Origin of the sequence: Capsulimonas corticalis, assembly GCF_003574315.2 — a bacterium.
Lineage (GTDB): Bacteria > Armatimonadota > Armatimonadia > Armatimonadales > Capsulimonadaceae > Capsulimonas > Capsulimonas corticalis.
On record NZ_AP025739.1, the window covers coordinates 1,278,404 to 1,297,823 of the forward strand.

At 62.6% G+C, this 19,420-nt stretch carries 12 protein-coding genes; 2 read left to right on the forward strand and 10 right to left on the reverse strand.

The window, feature by feature from the left end; translation table 11 throughout:
• Positions 1-50 precede the first annotated feature (50 nt).
• The 7 genes from D5261_RS05495 to D5261_RS05525 all read right to left on the reverse strand — a co-directional run bounded on the left by D5261_RS05495 (position 51) and on the right by D5261_RS05525 (position 11,583).
• Positions 51-2,048: a sialate O-acetylesterase gene (locus tag D5261_RS05495; protein WP_119321054.1), complete on the reverse strand. Its 1,998-nt coding sequence runs from the start codon at positions 2,046-2,048 to the stop codon at positions 51-53.
• Entirely contained in the window at positions 2,041-4,080 is a 2,040-nt protein-coding gene (locus D5261_RS05500; RefSeq protein ID WP_119321055.1) for a beta-galactosidase trimerization domain-containing protein, read from the reverse strand. Before D5261_RS05500 ends, D5261_RS05495 begins: the two co-directional genes overlap by 8 nt.
• A 134-nt stretch (positions 4,081-4,214) precedes the next feature.
• Entirely contained in the window at positions 4,215-5,504 is a 1,290-nt protein-coding gene (locus D5261_RS05505; protein WP_119321056.1) for a family 20 glycosylhydrolase, read from the reverse strand.
• Between the two features lie 10 nt (positions 5,505-5,514).
• Entirely contained in the window at positions 5,515-6,783 is a 1,269-nt protein-coding gene (locus tag D5261_RS05510; protein ID WP_174721477.1) for an alpha-L-fucosidase, read from the reverse strand.
• A gap of 253 nt (positions 6,784-7,036) precedes the next feature.
• A complete protein-coding gene (locus D5261_RS05515) occupies positions 7,037-8,848 on the reverse strand; it encodes an alpha-L-fucosidase (protein ID WP_119321058.1) in 1,812 nt (603 codons plus the stop codon).
• Between the two features lie 48 nt (positions 8,849-8,896).
• Positions 8,897-10,699 carry an alpha-L-fucosidase gene (locus D5261_RS05520; protein ID WP_165864134.1) on the reverse strand — a complete coding sequence of 601 codons (1,803 nt, stop codon included), beginning with the start codon at positions 10,697-10,699 and terminating at the stop codon, positions 8,897-8,899.
• 140 nt (positions 10,700-10,839) lie between these two features.
• A complete protein-coding gene (locus D5261_RS05525; protein WP_119321060.1) occupies positions 10,840-11,583 on the reverse strand; it encodes a DUF1559 family PulG-like putative transporter in 744 nt (247 codons plus the stop codon).
• Positions 11,584-11,860: 277 nt separating this feature from the next.
• On the opposite strand from D5261_RS05525, the gene D5261_RS05530 reads away from it, so the two are divergent.
• Positions 11,861-12,682 carry an AraC family transcriptional regulator gene (locus D5261_RS05530; RefSeq protein ID WP_119321061.1) on the forward strand — a complete coding sequence of 274 codons (822 nt, stop codon included), beginning with the start codon at positions 11,861-11,863 and terminating at the stop codon, positions 12,680-12,682.
• A 41-nt stretch (positions 12,683-12,723) separates the two neighbouring features.
• Entirely contained in the window at positions 12,724-15,696 is a 2,973-nt protein-coding gene (locus D5261_RS05535; RefSeq protein WP_119321062.1) for a glycoside hydrolase family 2 protein, read from the forward strand.
• Positions 15,697-15,853: 157 nt separating this feature from the next.
• On the opposite strand, the gene D5261_RS05540 is transcribed toward D5261_RS05535, so the two are convergent.
• Genes D5261_RS05540 through D5261_RS05550 form a run of 3 tightly spaced genes read right to left on the reverse strand, consistent with a single transcriptional unit; the run spans position 15,854 to position 19,344 of the window.
• Positions 15,854-16,861, reverse strand: coding sequence for a Gfo/Idh/MocA family protein (locus D5261_RS05540; protein ID WP_218025565.1), 1,008 nt, complete (start codon positions 16,859-16,861; stop codon positions 15,854-15,856).
• On the reverse strand, positions 16,861-17,853 hold the full coding sequence (locus D5261_RS05545) for a Gfo/Idh/MocA family protein (RefSeq protein ID WP_119321063.1): 993 nt from the start codon (positions 17,851-17,853) through the stop codon (positions 16,861-16,863). The genes D5261_RS05540 and D5261_RS05545 overlap by 1 nt, the downstream gene beginning before the upstream one ends.
• A 42-nt stretch (positions 17,854-17,895) precedes the next feature.
• Positions 17,896-19,344: a glycosyl hydrolase family 18 protein gene (locus tag D5261_RS05550; protein WP_119321064.1), complete on the reverse strand. Its 1,449-nt coding sequence runs from the start codon at positions 19,342-19,344 to the stop codon at positions 17,896-17,898.
• Positions 19,345-19,420: the final 76 nt, after the last annotated feature.

The window sequence follows — 19,420 nt, forward strand, 5'->3', positions numbered from 1 at the left end:
TCCTGTCAATGCCCTTCGAATCCGCCGCCGAGTGCGTCTGGGAGGAGACCTCAGCGCGCCCCCGCCGTCAGCCCCGGCCAGTCGTCCGTGCGGAACGGCAGGGCGGGCAGTCCCGCGCCGTTGACGAGGCTGCACACCGGATTATCCGCCCAGGCGTAGCGCACGGCGGCCGGATGAGAAATCTCCGGCGACGAAACGATCACGCTCGTTCCCTCGATCCGCGCCGACGCGCGCACGAACTTGCGGTCAGCGCCGGCGATGGTGAACCCGGTCAGCGGTCCGTTATCCTTCGCGGCCAGCCCTGCGCTGTGCGTGAACGTCAGCCGCGCCGCGCCATTCACGACGTTCATCGCGCGAAACTGCGGGCCGGACGCTTCGATTGTCTCGCCGTAGACCTGAGACCGCGCGAGCAGCGCCAGGCGCCGGCCGACCTCCTGCTTGTTCTTCGGATGCAGGTCGCCGCCGATATCGGCGGCGGTCATCAGGCCGATGTTCTTCCCATGCGTCGCCGTCATCGCCTGCGCCTCGCGCAGCTCGGCCCATTTGGAGTCGGCGGGACCATCCAGCGGCGCTCCATATCCCGCAAGCTGCACGATCAGGAACGGAAAGTCTCCTTCCCCCCAGCGCCTGCGCCAGTCGCGGATCATGGCGGGCAGCAGCGCCCGGTACTGATAAGCCTGATCGACATTCGACTCGCCCTGATACCAGAGGACGCCCTTGATCGGCAGCGGCAGCATCGGGTGAACGATCCCGTTGAACAGCACCGAGGGGTAATTCGCGTTGCTTTCGATGTCCTGCGGAAGCGGCGGCGTCCCCGCCAGCGGCGCGCCGATCCGGTAGCGCCAGGGGCCGGCGAGCGAGATCTCCCGTCCATCCCCGACCGTCACGCCAAAGCCCTGAGTCGACGCCGTCAATCCGCCGGGGCCGGCGGTGTCGAGCACGCGCACCGTGACGACATTACGCCCCTCGCGCAGCGCGGAGGCGGGAACCGTGTACGCGCGGTCCGGCGCAAATCCGAATGTGGAGCCGACAGGCGCGCCGTTCACCCAGGCGGTGTCGTCGTCATCCGCCTTAAACCGCAGCACCGCGTCTTTCTTCTCGGCGCCGGCGGGCAGATCGAACTCGCGACGCAGCCAGAGCACGCCGTCAAACGCGCTCAGCTCCGCAACGCCCGAACCTTCCCACACTCCCGGTTCGGCGATGGCTCCCCAGGCCGAAGCGTCCGTCGCCTCGGCTTCCCAGTGGCCGGCCGTACCGGGATCGTTCTTTGCGCACCATTCCTCGAAGCGCTGGTGAATATCTCGTGACAGGCCGCGCCGCTGATCGTCCCGCGCGGCGTCCAGCTCATCCAGCGCCGGACGGTAATCGGGAACGTCGCGCCGCAGGGCCGCTTCACTGGTCCAGGCCTGCGCGGGCGTGCCGCTCCAGGCCGCGTCGATCAGGCCGATGGGCACATGGACATCCCGCCGCAAATCGCGCGCGAAGAAGTACCCGGCCGCCGAGAAACCATTCCAGTAGCCGCCGCTTTGGATCGCCTCCGGCGTGCAGACCGCCCATTGCCCGGCCATGGCGTCGCGCGGGGCGAGCGACAGCTTCCGATCCACCGTGCAAAGACGGATCTGCGGGTCATTCGCGGCGGCAATCTCCGCCTCGGCGTTGTCGACATTGCCGACGCCCATCTCCATATTGGACTGTCCCGAGCAGATCCAGACATCGCCCACCAGCACATCCTGAAGAATCTGCGTCTGAGGTCCCGAGACGATCACCGTATACGGTCCGCCCGCCGGCAGCGCCTCGAAACTCGCCCGCCACGCGCCCTTCGCGTCCGCCGTCGCCTCGGCCACATGCGCGCCCAGACGCAGCGTGACCTTGCGGCCGGGATCGGTCCAGCCCCAGAACGGCGCAGGAACGCCGCGCTGGATCACCATATGATCGCGCAGCAGCGGCGCCAGAAACGGATGCTCCCCCGGATCGGACGCCGCCGATCCACGGGCGCCCAGCAACAGCGCGGCAAAGAAAACAGCCGCCGAGAATGGAATCTTATTCACTCAGCTCCACCATTTGATGACATAGCACTTTGGGCACGGTGAACGTCACACCGCCGCCCGCCGTCTCTTCGATTTCCAGCGTCTCACCAGTGGGGGCGAGGCGCGCGGACCGGATCTTGACGCGCGGAATATTCACGCGGCAGCGCACATCGTAAAGCGGCGTCAGGTCTTCAATGACCTCGACGGGCTTGGCGTCCTCGCCTTCGGCGGCGCCGCGCAGAACCGGCGTCGCGAAGAGCAGATGCAGCACATAGCGCTCTTCCTCGGGCTGAACCATCAGGGACAGCCTTGCCGTCGACGGCAGGATCGCTTCAGCGATGGGATCGGAAATGAGCGTCCGGATGGCGTCCACGACGAAGTCGCGGTAGACCGGCTGGCCGTAGCGGCGATACCGCGTGAAGATATCGTGCGCGAAGTAGACCGCCTCGCCGTCGCCGACAGCGCCGGGATACGGCCCGACGCCGTTGTCCGGCGTATGGAAATGGCTGCAAAAGTGATCGAAGGCGCGGTTGAAGTACGGCTCCGCGCGCAGCGCTAAGACTTGCAGTCCGGAATCCAGCTCCGGAACGACATCCCACGCGCCGCCGTGGATCACCAGCGGGCCACGCGCCGGCGATGTCGGGAGGGCGGCGGTCGGAATCAGATAATCGGGGTTCCAGGGGCTGCGGCCGGCCACCGTCAGGCGGTCCGCAAGCCCCGTCCATACAGCAAAACCCGTCTGGTCCGGCGTCAGACCGCTGCGTCCGCTGAGCAGCAGCTTGCCGCCGGCGCCGACAAACGCCTCCAGCCGGCGCGCGAACGCCTGGTGCGCAGCGTTTTCACCGGAAAGCACGATCTCGTCGGGCAGAATGACCAGTTTGTACGGCGCCAGGTCCCGGTCCAGATCGATGACATCGAACAGCAGATGCGCCTCCAGCAGCATCCGCGCGGCGCCCTCCTCAGCGTGCGCGTGATCCCAGGCGCCGCGCGCCTGGTCCGTGCGCAGCGCTTCCGGCGAGACGAGCGCGATTTCGGAGACGGCGCGCGCGCCGCTCACCCACGGTTCTTTGGTTTCCACCTCGGTGTAGGCGGCACCGACAAGGCGATAGGTGTCCGGATTCATCTCCCCACTGGGATGCAGCTGATCGCCGATGCTGCACTTGGCGCCGAACGCGAGCATCGCGGCGCATTCATAGCGGAGGGCGTCGGCGCGCTTGAAGCCGCCAAACTCGCCCCAGGTGGTGTGGAACTTGCCCGTCATCCCCAGAAAATCATAGCCCGTAGTCGCGGCGTACTTCGCCGAAATGGGGAAGTGATCGTACCCCCACCCGCCCGTCGGCAGCGATTCCAGCTCCAGGTGCGAATTCCACTGGATCGCCGCCTTGCCGCCTTTGGGGATATGGCCGCTGTTGTGAAAGACGCGATGGTTGGGATCCTTGCTGCGGGCGGCCGCCGTCGTGCGCGCATAGTAGTTCTGAAGCACGCGCGCCGCATATTCCTCCGCTTGCGCATCGTCCAGCGGGTTGACGCCCTCGGCGAGCATTCCCTTCATGCACCACGAGCAGTAACATCGGCGCGCGCCGATGATGTCCAGAAAGATCCCGTCGCCATCGAACTTCTCCACCACTTCTTCGATCTGCGCGCACAGATAATCCAGATACGGCGTGTTGAAGCAGAGCATTTTGAAGCCCGGCGAGAGAGGCTCAAAAACCCGGCCGTCGCGGTCCTTGTAACCCCAGTCGGGATGCGCGAAGATCGACGCTTCGTCGAGACCGGCGGAGATGTAGATCGGCGTGCGAACATCGATCTCGCGGCAGGCGTCGAGTTGCGCGGGCAGCAGGTCCTCGGCCATGCCGGGATGGCGCACGCCGACATTCGTCTCGTGATAGCTCATCCCATGATGGCACTTGGCGAAGAGCGTGACGGAATCGACATGCCCCTCCCGCAGCATTTCCTGAAACCGCGCCCGCTCAAAGCGCGCGCCGACGCCGGCGATCTTTTCGCTCGTATGAAAGTCCAGATGGATCTGCCGAAACCGCAGTTCTTCCGTCATATCGCTCTCCCGTGAGGTCTCAGTTCGATCGCGCAGCTATTTCCGTAAACGTTTACGTATTAAAATAAGTCGCTGCGCGCGAAATTCCTTCTTTACGCCTGGTTTCCAGACAATTCTCTTGGATGGCTTCCGTTTCACGCCGTCTTCTCCGCTTTGGGCGTCGACGAATTCTTCCGGATCTCCGCGAACAACCGCTTGAATGTGTCCACGGTGTTTTTCGTGTTGTCCGTGGGCTGAAATCCCGGCTTGGCGTAGTAGGTGTCGATAAAGTCCTGCGCGTTCATCCAGGTCGTGGCGAAGACTCCGGGCATGCGCGAGGAGATCGTCGGCGAGAAGAACGCGCGCGACGCGTTCTTGCGCACCAGATAAACTTGCTCCAGTTGGCCCAGCGCGGCGCCGGCGTTATAGCAGGAGCTTGGGAGCACATCGAACCCCTTCACGGCGAAGTAGGAAGGCGTCGGCGGCGCGTCCTCATACTTCCAGTCGCAGATCATGATATCCTTCGGAATTTGATCGATGGCCCGGTGCGTGTTGTTGCGGCTCGCCTGCCAGGCGAACAGTCCGGTCTTATTGGCGTCGATCAGACGGTCGCTCCACATCCACATCCGGCATTTTTTGGACGCCAGGCGCGTGTGCAGACGCGTGACGTACTCCGCGAAGACTTCGGCGGGGTCGCTTCCGCCACAGCGCGGGCACTGTGGATGCGCCACGATCCAGGCTTCGTCCAGCCCCACATGGAAGGCGCTGGCCCCGCAGGCGTCGATCAGCTCATCCATCATCGGGCCGATGATCGGGAAGAGGTCCGGATGGCGCGGGCACAGACATTTGGAGTAAAAATCGAACTCGCCGCCGCTACGCCAGGGATTGGGCGGATTGAGATCGGGCGACTCATCGAGCTGCGGATACTTCGCCAGCAGCGGACCGATTTCGATCTGCTCCGATTGGTGCGCGAGCAGGTTCATCTCCGGAATCAGCGTCACCCCGGCCTCCCGGCACGCCGCCGCGATCGTTCGGACATCGGCCAGGGAAAGCAGCTTCTTCCCCGGCAGATCCGGCTGGCTTACGAACCGGCACCGGTAGTCGAACATCACGACCAGCGTGTTGACGCCCTCTTTCGGCAGCGCGTCGCGCACAAAGGCGCAAAACGCGGCCACATCCTGCGGAAACGGCGAATAAAGCGAAAGCGCCCGGATCGGCAATTCATTCCACGGCTCCGCCGGCGGCGACTTGGCCGCCTCTTCTTTTTTCGCCATCAGCGCCGCCGCACGGGGGCGGATCGGCAGCCGCGCGGGCTCCGCACCCGGCGCCGCTTCGGCCCGCGCCTCCAGCGGCAAAGCGCCGTCCCCGCCGGCGCGCCCGATTCCCGCGGCGACCAGGAGACCGGCGGCGCGCTGGAGGAAGCCGCGACGATTGACTGAAAACATGGACGAACTCCTACTTCAAGAACAATTCGATGACCGGAACGGTGACGTTTGGTTTTTTGACCGGCAGGCGCAGGCTGATCTCATTGGATTTGAGATCATAGTGCGGCTCCCATTCGTTGCGGCCGTTCATCGTGACCTCTGAGCCGTCGTGGAGGAGCTGGGCGTAGGCGATCTTGCCGGCGATTCCGTCCAGGTGCAGCTCTTTGAAAGGCCATGCGTAAAGATGCACATACAGCCGATGGGTCTTTGGGTTGTACGTCAGGCGGCAGTCCTGCGGCGTGTCAAAACCTTCCGGCGCCTGCGTACAGCCGTAGATCGCGCGGGAATGCAGGCGCATCCAGGCGCCGATTCCCTTCAGCCGCTCCAACACGCGGGCGTCGAACTCGCCGCGCCCGGTGGGGCCGACATTGAGCAGCAAGTTTCCGCCCTTGCTGACGGCGTCGATGAGCATCTGGACGAGCATCTCGACGCTCTTCCAGTTTTCTTCGTCGCGATGATACCCCCAGGAGCCGCTAAACGTCTGGCAGACCTCCCACACGACCGGGCGGCCGTTGTCCGTCACCCACTCGCGCGGCTGAAACTGCTCGGGGGTTTTGATATCCCAGCCGTGATCCAGATCGAGCCGGTTATTCAAAATGATCTGCGGCTGCAAGCGCCGGATCAGCCGCAGCAGATCCTCGCTGCGCCACTGCTCGGCGCTCATATTCTCGTAGCAGAAATCGTACCAGAGGATATCGATCTTGCCAAATTGGGTCAGCAGCTCACGCGTCTGCCCATGGAGATATTCGACATAACGCGTCAGATCCCGATTCGACGTATCGATCTCACTCAGACGCTCGCGCATCGGATGGTAGGCGTCAACGGGGTAATCGGGATGACGCCAGTCCAGCAGCGAGTGGTAAAGACCGGCGCGCATCTCCTTCGCCCGAAACGCCTCCACCATCGGCCGCAGCAGGTCCTTGCCATAAGGCGTCCGCGTCGATTTGTAATCCGTAAGCGCCGAATCCCAGAGGCAAAAACCGTCATGATGCTTGGTGGTCACGACAAAGTACTTCATCCCCGCATTCGCGGCGGCCTCCGCCCAGCGGTTCGGATCGTAGAGGTCCGGATCGAAGCGATCGAAATAGCGATCGTACTCGGCGTCGGACATCTTCTCATAGCTCTTCACCCACTCATGACGCGCGGGCATGGCGTAGAGGCCCCAGTGGATGAACATGCCGAAACGATCCTGGACGAACCACTCGGTGTCGCCTTCGGTTTTGAGAGGGTGTTGTGTCATGATTTTTTAAGAAAAGATACAGTGAACTCGCGGCTGACCTTCGGGCCCATTCCGGGCAAACCCACCCCGGCGCTTCGCGCCACCCCTCCCGCCGACGGGAAGGGTTGGTAGGATTGCCTCTTATGGAAGCCGTTTACGATAACACACTCTGAAATAACCCTTCCCGTCGGCGGGAGGGGTGGCGCGAAGCGCCGGGGTGGGTTTGCATGGGAGCACGAGAAACGCCGGGGTGGGTTTGCCACGGAGGGTTAGGTCACTCCTCTACCCGCGTCAGCGTCAGGCGACGCAAGTTCAGTATTCCGAGCGCGGGCATCGTCTTTGGGCTCATGCGGAGGGTGGCGTGGTCGCCGCTGAGCGTCAAGGTCCCCTCCAGGTTCACGGTCGCAAAGGTGTCCCAGTTCGCGGTTACGCCGGCGGCGCCGGTGATTTTGTTGTCGGGCTGGCCGTCGATGGCGATCTCGTACTGACCGCCGGTCGTGTTGGCGGGGCAGGCGAACTCCAGGGTGACTTTGTACTTGCCGGCCTGGGCGCGGGGGACGGCGAGGGTCCAGCTTACGTTGTCGGTCAGATTGGTCCAGTAGCCGACGTCGTCGATATTGTCCGCGCTTTCGAGACGGGCGGTGGTTCCGTGGATCTCGGCGTCGGTGGCCGTCAGGGTGTAGGCTCCATCCTTTTGGGGCTGGATCATCCGCGAGAAGGGATCGATGACGGGCTTACCCTTCAAATGCAGAGCGATGACCGTGGAGCTGGGATCGAGCCTGGACGGTTTGGCAATGTGGAGCACGCCATCGGCGTCTTTGGACACGGCGAGGCGCTCGCGGCCGTTCAGGGCGACGGCTTCGCGCACCGGGGTCAATAAGTGCGGCAGGGTCAATCCCGCATCCGGCCACTGATAGACCTGGAGATATAGCGTATCGCCCTTTTGGGTGCAGCGGCCTTCATAGGGGAGCGAGGCGAAGGGGTTCTTCGTCGTTCCATAGATACTGTCGCCGTTCACATCCATCCAGGCGCCGATCTCCTGAAGCCGGCTGACTTCCTCTGCGGGAATCGTACCGCTGGAGTCGGGGCCGACATTGAGCAGCAGGTTGCCGCCCTTGCCGACCACATCGCACAGGGTGCGGATCAGGGTCTGCGAGGATTTGAAGTGAGGATCGTTCCAGGTGTAGCCCCAGTGGCCGTTGATCGTCAGACAGGTCTCCCAGAGACGGCCGCCCGGCAGGCCCTTGTCCGGAATGACGTTCTCGGGCGTGTCGTAGTCTTCCGGAAGATTGATCCGGTCGTTGACCATCGCGTTGGGCTGGATCGACCGGATCATCTTCACGACTTCGAGGGCGTGCTCTTCCTCGGCGCTGTGGTCGAGATGACCGTCGAACCAGATCCCGCCGATCGGGCCGTAGTTGGTCAGCAGCTCGCGGACCTGGCCCTTGAGATATTCGATATAGCGGTCGAGATCGGCGCCGTCGGTCGGTCGCTTGTCCCAGGCGGCGCGCGGCAGATAGTCGTACCGATCCCAATCCTTCACCGAATAGTAAAAGCAGAGCCGAATTCCCTGCTTTTTGCATTCGGCGGCCAGATCCTTCATCGGGTCGTGATGGTAAGGCGTCGCCTGGACGATATTATAGTTCGAGAGCTTGCTGTCGAACATGTCGAAGCCATCGTGATGCTTCGCGGTGATGGTGATGTACTTCATCCCCGCCGCCTTGGCGATCGACACCCACTCACGGGCGCTGAACTTTGTCGGGTTGAACTTGGCGGCGAACTTCTCGTACTCCGCCGGCTGCATGCCCATGTTCGCCAGATACCACTCGCCGGACGCGTCGGCGTTACTCAGATCGCTGTTGGGAACCGAGTAGACGCCCCAGTGAACGAACATACCGAACTTACCGTCGCGCCACCACCGGGTGCGCTTCGCGAACTGCGCCTGAGTCTCGCCCGTCTCGGTGTTGACGCGAAGCTGCGGAGCCGAGGACGCGGAAGAATTCTGAGCCGGCTCCGCATGAGCGGCGCCGGACAGCAGGACACAAGACAGCGACATCAGCCGCGAGATTCGAGAATTGCGCTTCATGAGAGCTCTTTCCGTAAACGTTTCCGAAATTCGATATTTCCTATTATATCAGGGATTTGCCGGAGTCAGCACAACCTTGCGCAAATTTATAAATGCATAGTGCGGCATCGTCTTCGGCTGGATCCTCAGGATCTTCGTCCCCGGCGTCAATGTGATCGGATTGTCCAGGGTCATCGTGTGGTAGGTGTACCAGTCTCCCGTGCCTTCCTTCGTGACACTCTGAACGGTTTCTCCCGGCCCCTCGCCAGCAGAGACTTCGAAATCCGTTCCAACGCAATCGGGCGGGCAGGAGTACTCCATCGAGATGTGATATTTGCCCGTCTTTGCCTCCGGCACAGCGATGGTCCAGCAGACTTTGTCGGTTGTGTGGATCCACTCACCGACATTCGGTTCGCCTCCGACCTTTTCGACATCCATGAGATCGCCGTACAAGTCGGCGTCCAGCACGGAGAGTTTGTATCCATCGGCTTCGGGAGACAGCGGCGCCTTGGTCACATCGACGTCGGGCAGACCGGCGCACTTCAGGACGATCACGGTCGAGCTCGGATCGATCTTGTCCGGCTTTTGAATGGCGAGCGTCCCGTCCGGCAGCACCGCCGTCGCAAGGGCCTGCCTGGTCGCCAGCGCGTACGCCTTCTTTATGGGCGTCTTCAGCCCCAGCACTGTCAGGCCAGACGCCGGCCATTCGGAGACGTGCAGATAAAGCGTGTCGCCCTTTTGGGTGCACGAGCCGGCGAATGGGAGCCGGCGGAAGGGGCTCTTGGTCACGCCGTAAATGCTCTCGCCATTGACCTTCATCCAGGCCCCCACTTCGCGCAGATGCGTGATATCCTCAGGGCGGATGACGCCATGGGAATCCGGTCCGATGTCCAGCAGGAAGTTGCCGCCCTTGCCGGCAATGTCGGCGACCTTGCGCACCAGATCCGAGGTCGGCTTGAAATCGTGATCCGTCCAGGCGTAGGACCAGTGCAGGTTGTGCGCGGTGACAGTCGTCATGCACGCTTCCCAAAGGCGGCCGTTCGGCATGGCGTTCGCGGGAATCGACTGCTCGGGCGTCGCGTAGTCGCCCGCCGGATACATCCGATCGTCGATCAAGATCCCCGGCTGAAGCTTGCGGACCAGCTTCATAATCTCCAGCGCGCGCTCGTCGGCCGGCGGATGCTCCCAGCCGCCGTCGAACCAGAGAATGCTGACCTTGCCGTAGTTTGTCAGCAATTCGCGCAGCTGTCCTTCGGCGTAATCTGTGTACTTGTCCAGGCTCGCGCCGTCGGTCGGGCGCTTGTCCCAGGGGCGGCGCGGCAGGTAATCAGGGTGACGCCAGTCCATGTACGAGTAATAAATGCAAAGCTTCATGCCCTGCTTTTTGCACTCCTCGGCCAGCTCTTTGAGAGGGTCGCGATGGAACGGCGTCGCTTTGACGATCGTATAATCCGTCAATTTGCTGTCGAAGAGGCAGAATCCATCGTGGTGCTTGGCCGTGAAGACGACATACTTCATGCCGGCGGCCTTGGCGAGTCCCACCCACTCCTTGGCGCTGAACTGCGTGGGATTGAACTGCGGCGCATACTTCTCATACTCCGCCACCGGCGTCTGGTTGTAAACCAGCGACCACTCGCCCAGCTTGTCCGGATCGGCGTTGCGATGGTCTTCATTGGCGATATCGTAGATGCCCCAGTGAATAAACAGGCCGAACTTATCCTGACGCCACCACTCGGTGCGCTTCGCGAACTGGGCCTGGGTTTCGCCCGTATCCGAGCTGATCTTAAACTGCGGCGTCTGCGCGGGAGCGGACGCCAGAGAGCACGCGAGAAGGGCGGCGGTGAGAAGAGAAGAAGCGATGCGTCGTTTCATGGAGTGCTGATTACTTTCCCGAAGAGATTTACGATTGGCTTGATGGACGATGCGCGGGCAAACCATTCAAAGAGCCGGCGAAGAATAATCGCCAGGCCCTCTGAAATCATTCGCCGGTCGTTTTACGGCGTACGTGAGACTTAGCCGCCCTTGCTCGGGACCAGCCACGGCGTGTTGCCGTAATACCATTGCGCGGGATGCGCCGATTTGACATGGCCGTCGGCGAACGCCGTGTTGACGAATCCGGTGTGGCGCGGCAGCGGCCCCGCCCAGTCGACGTTGTTGGGGTCGTGGGCGCAGGACGCGCAGCCTTCGTTATCGGCGACCGGATCTTGCAGGAACCATCCTTGCGGCTTGACCTTCGAGTTCTCCGAGACGGTGTTGTCCGCCGCGACGGTCGCGCCGCCGTCGCAGAAGTAAACCGTGCTCGCCGGGCTATTGAACTGCGCCAGCGTCGCCGGATGGTACGACGCCCAGTAAGGCGGCGAGATAAGCGAGTTGATCAAGTAGCTGACGTGGAACGGATCCACAAATCCAGCGGTGGGCCAGGCGCCAAACGAAGGCGGCTTCGTCCCACTGTCGTCGGGACAAGCGAACACTTGCTGACTCTTCACGTAGGGATAGAAGACCTGCTCGTATTGCAGGTAATTTCCACTCGGCAGATAGTTGACGCAGTACGGGTAACTCTCGTCATTGTCCTGAACGTACTGAAGAATCGCCAGATTGATCTGCTTAAGGTTGGAGACGCAACTGATCTGACGGGCCTTTTCACGGGCTTTCGCAAAGACCGGGAAGAGTATCGCGGCAAGAATCGCAATGATAGCGATAACAACGAGAAGCTCAATTAAGGTAAAGCCTTGATGAGAACGTTCGATGCGGTTCATGGGTGACTCCTTCTATTGACCATCACGCCAGGGCGTGACGCCGACGACTGCAAGATGAGGAAGGCAACGCCGCCAATTTTCCGCAAGCGCTTGCGGAGGTTCGCTCATGAGCTTCCCGTCCCATGGAAGAATGGGTGCGGGATGATTTATTATAGTGGAAGAGAGGGCTTCCCGCTATATGCGAATCCATCGCAAATGTGTCCGATATCGGCGCCCGCGCCGAAATTGAGAAGGAAACACGACGCCTACCAGGTAAATAAACCGGGTGAGGACACCCATGAACATTGTCACGCCCCTCAACAGCATACAGATCCAGCTGATCCACGCCAATTGCCTTTTGATCACGCCGGATTGGTGGATCATGCGGGATATTCAGGGTCCGTTCTGGCGCTTTTACATGCAGTGGGAAGCGGGGGTGACGGTGTCCATCGATGGGCGCGCGACGGCGCTTGAGGCGGAGCGCTTCTATATCATCCCCGGGGGCGCGAGGTTCAGCGCGCGGACGGACTGGCCCATGCAGCAGCTATTTATCCACTTCGATGTCATTGGATTGTATGGCCTGAAGATGCGCGAGCTCTTCGCGGATCTGATCTGTCTGCCGGCAGCGTTCCCGCTCAAAGAAATCGCCCGGGAGATCTCGCGGCGGCTTCAAGCGGGAGATCCTATCGATGCGCTGATGCAGACGCAGATCCATGCGATGCTTTACACGGGTCTAGCCCAGTACCTCGCCTCCCTGCCGCAGGACCGGCGCGACGAATTGGGCCGGCATACGCTGGCGCTGGCGCCGCTGACGCCGGCGCTCAATTATATCGACGCCCATTTGACGGAGCCGCTGTCGAACTCCGCTCTCGCCGAGCTGTGCTTCATGAGCGAGGGGCATTTTATTCGGCGATTCCGCGCGGGCGTCGGCCAAACGCCGGTCCAATATATTCTGGACCGGCGCGCCCAGCAGGCGGCGCGACTCCTGCGCATGACGGATTGGAGCATCGAGCGCATCGCCGAAGAAACCGGCTTCGGAAGCCGTTACTACTTCCACCGCGTCTTCTCCCGCCTGATCGGGGTGGCCCCTTCGGCCTACCGGCGCTCTTCGGAACGGTGAATTTTCTTGACATCCATCCCCGGTGAGGTTATAATGGCCGCATGAACCGTAAACGATTACGGGAACGGAATGCGTTCTCACTTTGCGTCTTTCTCGTCCCGCTTTGCGCCGCCGCAAGCCCCGCGCGCGCCAATGAGCTCTGGCCGCGCCCCACGATCGCGCCGATCCCCATTTCGGAGCCTGGCGTGCGTGCGCCGAAGGTCCTGCTGAATGGCGATTGGAAGTTCTCGGCGGCGCCGCCGAGCGACTTCTGGAACGCCGACGCTTCCGGCTGGGCGAACGCCGACGCTTCCGGCTGGGCGAACGCCGCCGTGCCGGGCGATCTCTCGGTGCAGGGGCTCATTGATGACCGGGCGACGAACGGCAAGGAGCTGGCGTATCGCAAAGTCGTGACGGTTCCGGCGGATTTCGCGGGCAGGAAGATCCTGCTGCGCATCGAAGGCGGATACGATTACGCGCGCATTTGGGTCAACGGCCGCTTCGTGCGCGACCACTATGGCGCGTTCACGACCTGGGATTCGGACATCACGCCCTATGTGACGCCGGGGCAGCCCGCGCGGATCACGGTCGGGCTGACGGCCGGCCCCGAGGAGACGCTGGGGATCGAGTACCGGCACACGCGCGGCCTGGTGCGCGACGTCAGCCTGCTCGCCGCTCCCAAAGACCATCTGACGCGGCTTCAGTGCGACACGGATTTCGACGACGCCTATCAAAACGCGACGCTGAAGGTCGATGCGGGGATGGAGTTCGGCGCGGCGCCGGGCGCGACCGTACGCCTCTCCCTCACCGATCCACGCGGCCGCAAGGTCACGATCGGACCGTCGAAGATCGTGCTGTCGCCCCGCGCGCCCGAACAATCGATCCGTATTCCCACCACGTCGCCCCAAAAGTGGGACTCGGAGCATCCCAATCTGTATCGCCTGACGGCGCAGGTCAAGATCGATGGGCGCGTTGTGGAGACGATCACAAAATCCATCGGCTTCCGCAAGATCGCCTGGCGCGGAAACCAGATGTTCGTGAACGGACAGCCGGTCAAGCTGCATGGAGTCAACTGGCATCAGGACCTGGCGAACGCCGGCGAGATCGCGAACGCGGCGAACGACAAGGCGTCGCTGGACATGATCAAGAGCGCCAATGTCAACTTCATCCGGACATCGCACTACCCGCAAACCGAGTTCGTGCTCGATTACTGCGACAAGATCGGCCTGTATGTCGAGGAGGAGACCTCAATCTTCTTCATCACCGAACAGGGCGTGGCGATGAACTCGGAGAGCAACCCGGACTTCCAGCCCAAGTATATGAACCAGTTCGCGGAGATGATCGAGCGCGACCGCAGTCATCCGAGCATCGTGATGTGGTCCCTGGGCAACGAAAGCCGCTGGGGCTCGAATATGCAGCATCAGTTCGACTATGTGAAGCTCGAAGATCCCACACGTCCGACGATCTGGAGCTACCCGGACGATCACGACGCCGGGACGACCCCGCGCTTCGATATCCGCAGCATCCACTACCCCGGCCAGGGCTGGGCGTTCGGGCAGGCCGCGCAGCCCGAGTTGTGCGATGAGTACTCCCACATCCTCGTCACTTCCAGCGCCGCCGAGCTGCGCCGCGACGCCGGCGCGCGCGATTTCTACGGCGAAGAGTTAAAGTTCTGGTGGGAGAAGATGTACGCCGCCCCCGGCAACCTCGGCGGCGCTATCTGGTACGCGCAGGATACGACGTTCGCGCGCGCCGATGGGACCTTCAACCCCTCGCTCACCGCCGAATGGGGCGTCATCGATGTCTGGAACCGGCCCAAGCCCGAATACTGGAACGTCAAAAAAGAATATTCGCCCGTCGTGATCGACGGCAACGCCAAGTCCGTGGCGAACCCCGGCGCCGGAAAGCCGCTCGCGCTCCCCGTCCAGAACCGATATAACCATTCGAACTTGAACGAAGTCACGTTCGCATGGAAAGCCGGCGACGGATCGGGCAAAATGCGCGGCCCGAATGTCGCCCCCGGCGGCCAGATCGGCGTGATTGAGATCCCGGCGCGGGACTGGAAGAACGGCGATATCGTCAATATCAAGGTCTTTCGGGACAAAGAATATGTTGATGAATACAACTTCACCCTCGGCATCCCCCACCCGATCTTCCCGGCGGCTCAGGGCCCCGCGCCTACGGTGACGACGGATGCGAAGACGATCCAAATCACCGGCCGCGACTTCTCACTGAGCTTCGACCAATCGACCGGATCGCTCACCCACGGCAAGTTTCGCGGCGCCGAGATCATTACCGGCGGTCCCTATCTAAACCTCGGCCTTCCGGAGCTGAAGCCGTGGACGCTGACCTCTCTGGACTCGCGGGTTTCGGGAGACCTGACCCACATCGATATCTCCGGAAAGTACGGCGACCTGCCGGTGCGCTTCGATGTTGCGGTGGACGCCGCCGGTCTCATCGCCACAACCTACACGATCGATGGAGCGCCGCCGGCCGAGGCGACGGAAGTCGGCGTCGCCTACACGGTCTCGCGCAACGCCGACCGGCTGACCTATCGCCGCAGCGGAACGTGGTCGGCGTACCCCGCAGACTACATCGCCGGCAGCGAAGGCGTCTCCCTCAAGACAAAACCTCACGGGGTCGATACCTGGCGGGTGAAACCATCGTGGCCGTGGGCGCTGGACGAAAAAGACTTCATCAACGACGGCGCCGCCAAAGCCTCCGCCGGCCGTGGAACCAACGCCTTCCGAAGCTCCAAGACCAACGTCTACCACGCCTCCCTCGTCCTCGCCGGCTCAAACCTGCGATTACGGATGGAGGGCGACGGAACCGGCTCCGCGCACCCACTGATCGAACCCAACGGCGACATCCGGTTCAACATGAACAACCAGTGGTCGTTCAAGCTCTCCGGAGGCTCAATGGCGACGCAGATCCGGCGGGACGTGACGGCGGGAGCGGGATACACGAACACGGTGCGGATGCGGCTGACGGATGGGGATGATTATGGGATGGGGTATGAGGCGATTGTAAAGTAATCCCCCAGCGATCGACCAGCCAGATTAGGATTGCCGGCGGTTAAAACCGCCGGCAATCCTATTTCGAATACGGAATGGCTCTTCACTGTTTTCTATGCAAAAGCACAAAACGCCCCCTCTCCCAAGATCAGGAGAAGGGGCGTTTCTCGTTGGCGAATTACACCGCCGCCGGCTGTTTCGCCTCGGCGGACTTGTAGGCGGCGAGGGCGATTTCTAAGGCGCGCAGGCCGTCTTCGCCGGTCGCGGTGTCGGGCGCCTCTTCGCCGGCGCTGAGCTTGAGGAAGCCGTCGACGAGCTCGCCGTCGAGGCTGCTGCCCCAGTTCGGCCAGAGAACGCGGCCGGCGGCGTCATCGTACTGCTCCAGTTGCTGGCCGAAGAGGTCCAGCTCGAACACGCCGCCAGTGCCGACGACTTGCAGCGTGACGTCGCCCCAGGTCGGGAAGGTTTTGGGGCGGGACCAGCTGGTGTCCAGGGTGGCGAAGACGCCGCCGTCATAGCTGATCGTCAGGAAGCCGGTGTCATCGTATTCTTGGTGGTAGAAGCCATTGCCGATCTCGGCGTAGACTTCGGTCGCGTTCTTGCCCAGCAGCAGCCAGATCAGGTCGGCGACATGGACCGTGTGGTCGATCACCGCGCCGCCGCCGGAGAGGGGCAGGTCGATGAACCAGCCGCCGGGCATCGTGCCGCGGTTCGTGCCGCGAATGGCGAGGATTTCGCCGACGGCGCCGGACTGGATCTGTTCGCGCAGGCGCTTGAAGGCGGGCGAGTGGCGGCAGGGAAACGCGGTCGCGAGCTTGACGTTGCGCGCGGCGCAGTAGTCGATCATGGCGCGGGCGTCTTCCACGGTCGTGGCGAGCGGCTTTTCGCTGACAACGGCCTTGACGCCGGAATCGGCGGCCAGCTCCACAAGGCGTCGATGGTGCGTGTTTTCACTCGCGACCACCACGCCGTCCAGCCCCAGCGCCAGCAGTTCGGCCTCGGAGGCGTAGAACGTGGTTCCAAACTGCTTGGCGCAGGCCTGGCCGCGTTCGGCGTCGGCGTCCCAGACGCCGGCCAGGGTGACGCCGGGGCGCTGCACGATCTCGCTGGCGTAGGAGCCGGCGTGTCCGTGGGCGAAGGAGAGAATACCGATCTTCAAATTCGTTTCGTTGCTCTGGGTCGTCATCAGAGGGTCACAGCCTTTCCAGTTTCAATCGACTCCAGCGCGGCCAGGGCGATGCGGGCCGCCTCCAGAGCGTCGTATACGGTCACCGGCGGCGTCACGCCGGCGCGAAGCGCCTGGACGAAGGCGTTCAGCTCCTTGTAATAAGGATCGTCGGTCACGAACATCGGGCTTTCCGGAACGGTCACTCCCGCGCCGGCGCCGTCCTTGCTGCGCAGGTTCGAGGAGAGCGAGACGCTCTTATTGGAATCGTGGGAGATCAGGCCCTTGTCGCCCGCCACTTCGTAAGTCGTCTGGAAGCCGCTCGGGTGCGCCCAGGATCCCGTCACATGACCGACCACCCCGGATTCGAAGCGCAGGGTGACCAGGGCGTAGTCCAGACGCTCGTCGAAGCGGCCGGTTCCGAAGAGGCCCTTCGCCATGACGCGCGTCACGGGGCCGAAGGTCCAGCGCAGCCAGTCGAAGTCGTGCAGGATCATATCCAGGACGACGCCGCCGCTCTTTTCGGCGTTGGCGTACCAGTTCTCGCGGCCGGTGATCGTCGGGAAGCCCGACATACGCGCCGTGCGCACGGTCGCCGGCTTGCCGACGCCGCCCTCATCCACGATTCGCTTGGCGGCGGCGTACTCGGGGAAGTATCGCACCACGTGTCCGGCCATCGCCGGGACGCCCGCCTTTTCGACGGCCTTGATAATGGCTTCGCAGTCTTCAATACTGCGCGAAAGCGGCTTCTCCACGAAGATCGCCTTGCCCGCCGCCGCCGCCAGCTCCACATATTCGCGGTGGACGGGCGTCGGGGTGCAGATGTCGATGATGTCCGGTTTCGCCTTGGAGAGCAGCGTGTCCCAGTCGCTGAAGACGGGGCCATGCGCATGCGCCGCTTCCTGGCGCGGATCCAGAACGCCGACCAGTTCGGCGCCCTCGACATGCTTCCACTGGTTGGCGTGCCAGCCGCCCATATTGCCGGCGCCGATGAGCGCCACACGATAAGTCATATTATTCGTCCTCTAGTTGATCTCGCGGATTGAATTCGAAATTTAACGCACGGCCGTATCGCTGGCCGCCGGAAGCCCGCGAACGGCCCCGGCGATGGATCTGACCAGCGCCCCATCCCGGGTGTCCTGTCCCAGCTCCCAGATCATGACGCCGCCCAGTCCCTGACCAAGCGCGAACAGCGCCTTTTGACGCACGGTCTCGGGACCGTTGAAGTGAAAGATGTCGGCGTCATCCACATTCGCCGCCAATGGCGTTTGTTTGTCGAGTTCACCATACGTCGGCGCTTCCCGATGATCCTGCATGGCGACTGCGGTTTCCGTGTAAAAAGGGATTCCCATGCAGACTTTCCCAATGGGCGCGCCCTTGGAAACCAGCCCCAGCGCATCCGCCTGCGCGCCGGCCACCGGCGCGTGATGCGTATTGTCAAAGTACGTCATCAGGTTCAGCAGATCACAGGCGGCCAGCGCCTTCGGATCGATGGTGTCCCAGGTCGCCAGCGCCATGCTCAGGCGCAGTCCATGCGGCGCAAAAGCCTCTTTCGTTTCCAGAATCAGCGACTTCAGGCCCGCTTTTTCCTCGGGAGTATTCGGAAACTCCCAGTCATAATCAATCCCGTCAAATCCGTGCTTTTGGCAGAACAGAACCAGATTCTGCGTGAACCGCTTCCGTTTTGCCGGATCGGTCGCCATCGCTGAGAACATGCCGGACCGGTCGCCGCCGCCAAACGCCGCTTCCAAGCGCGGATGGTAACGCTGCTTGATCTCCTGAAGCTTCGCTTCCATCTCCGGAGTGAGACGCGAATCGTCGATACCGCCTTCGGGCGTCGGCGACAGGGAAAAGAAAATGAGATCCGTGACGTACCGCGCCAGCTCGGGGTTGAGCGCCATGACCCGATATTCCGGCAGATACGCGACGATGTGAAAGTCCTTGCGCTTCCCCGGAGCCGCCCGCTTCACGGGATCGAGCAAAATGCGGCGCAGGTTCATGACAGCGCCGCCCGGCGCCGCCAGCGGCGTCACGCGCAGGGTCGTTTGCCCCGGAGTCAGCGTCACCGTCCCGTCCAGCGTCTGCGCCCGGAAATCCGTCCACGTCGGCCCCGTCTCCGCCACGACGCCCGAGACGCTCTGCCCCGGCTTCGGTCCCGCCGAAACGACGAACGGAGCCCCCGTACTGCCCGCGATACACGCGTACTCCATCACGATCCGATATTGTCCGGCGCTCGCCTTCGGAACACGGATGTCCCAGCGGACCGTGTCCTTGGGATCGGTCCACCACCCCACGTGCGGCTGGCCGTCTCCCATCTCCAAATGCGCCGTCTTGCCATCGATCGCCGCGGCGTCGGCCGTCAGATTGTAAATCCCCGCCACCGGAGAAATACGGCGCGTGACGGCGGTCGAATCCGCAAACGCTTCCGCCGCGACGCAAAGCGCGACGCCCAACGCAATCAGCGCGAGAGCGCAAGAGAAATGGCGGCGTTTCATGAATATCATCGGAACCTCGTGTCTCGTCTGTCACTTCGGCTGAGAGATACAGGAAACGTCACCGGAAACAAAATACGTAAACGTT

What these genes read in the sequence shown, in the direction of transcription:
- D5261_RS05500 (WP_119321055.1), bottom strand. Translation starts at nt 4,080, where the DNA reads ATGACGGAAGAACTGCGGTTTCGGCAGATCCATCTGGACTTTCATACG.
- D5261_RS05505 (WP_119321056.1), bottom strand. Translation starts at nt 5,504, where the DNA reads ATGTTTTCAGTCAATCGTCGCGGCTTCCTCCAGCGCGCCGCCGGTCTC.
- D5261_RS05510 (WP_174721477.1), bottom strand. Translation starts at nt 6,783, where the DNA reads ATGACACAACACCCTCTCAAAACCGAAGGCGACACCGAGTGGTTCGTC.
- D5261_RS05515 (WP_119321058.1), bottom strand. Translation starts at nt 8,848, where the DNA reads ATGAAGCGCAATTCTCGAATCTCGCGGCTGATGTCGCTGTCTTGTGTC.
- D5261_RS05520 (WP_165864134.1), bottom strand. Translation starts at nt 10,699, where the DNA reads ATGAAACGACGCATCGCTTCTTCTCTTCTCACCGCCGCCCTTCTCGCG.
- D5261_RS05525 (WP_119321060.1), bottom strand. Translation starts at nt 11,583, where the DNA reads ATGAACCGCATCGAACGTTCTCATCAAGGCTTTACCTTAATTGAGCTT.
- D5261_RS05530 (WP_119321061.1), top strand. Translation starts at nt 11,861, where the DNA reads ATGAACATTGTCACGCCCCTCAACAGCATACAGATCCAGCTGATCCAC.
- D5261_RS05535 (WP_119321062.1), top strand. Translation starts at nt 12,724, where the DNA reads ATGAACCGTAAACGATTACGGGAACGGAATGCGTTCTCACTTTGCGTC.
- D5261_RS05540 (WP_218025565.1), bottom strand. Translation starts at nt 16,861, where the DNA reads ATGACGACCCAGAGCAACGAAACGAATTTGAAGATCGGTATTCTCTCC.
- D5261_RS05545 (WP_119321063.1), bottom strand. Translation starts at nt 17,853, where the DNA reads ATGACTTATCGTGTGGCGCTCATCGGCGCCGGCAATATGGGCGGCTGG.
- D5261_RS05550 (WP_119321064.1), bottom strand. Translation starts at nt 19,344, where the DNA reads ATGATATTCATGAAACGCCGCCATTTCTCTTGCGCTCTCGCGCTGATT.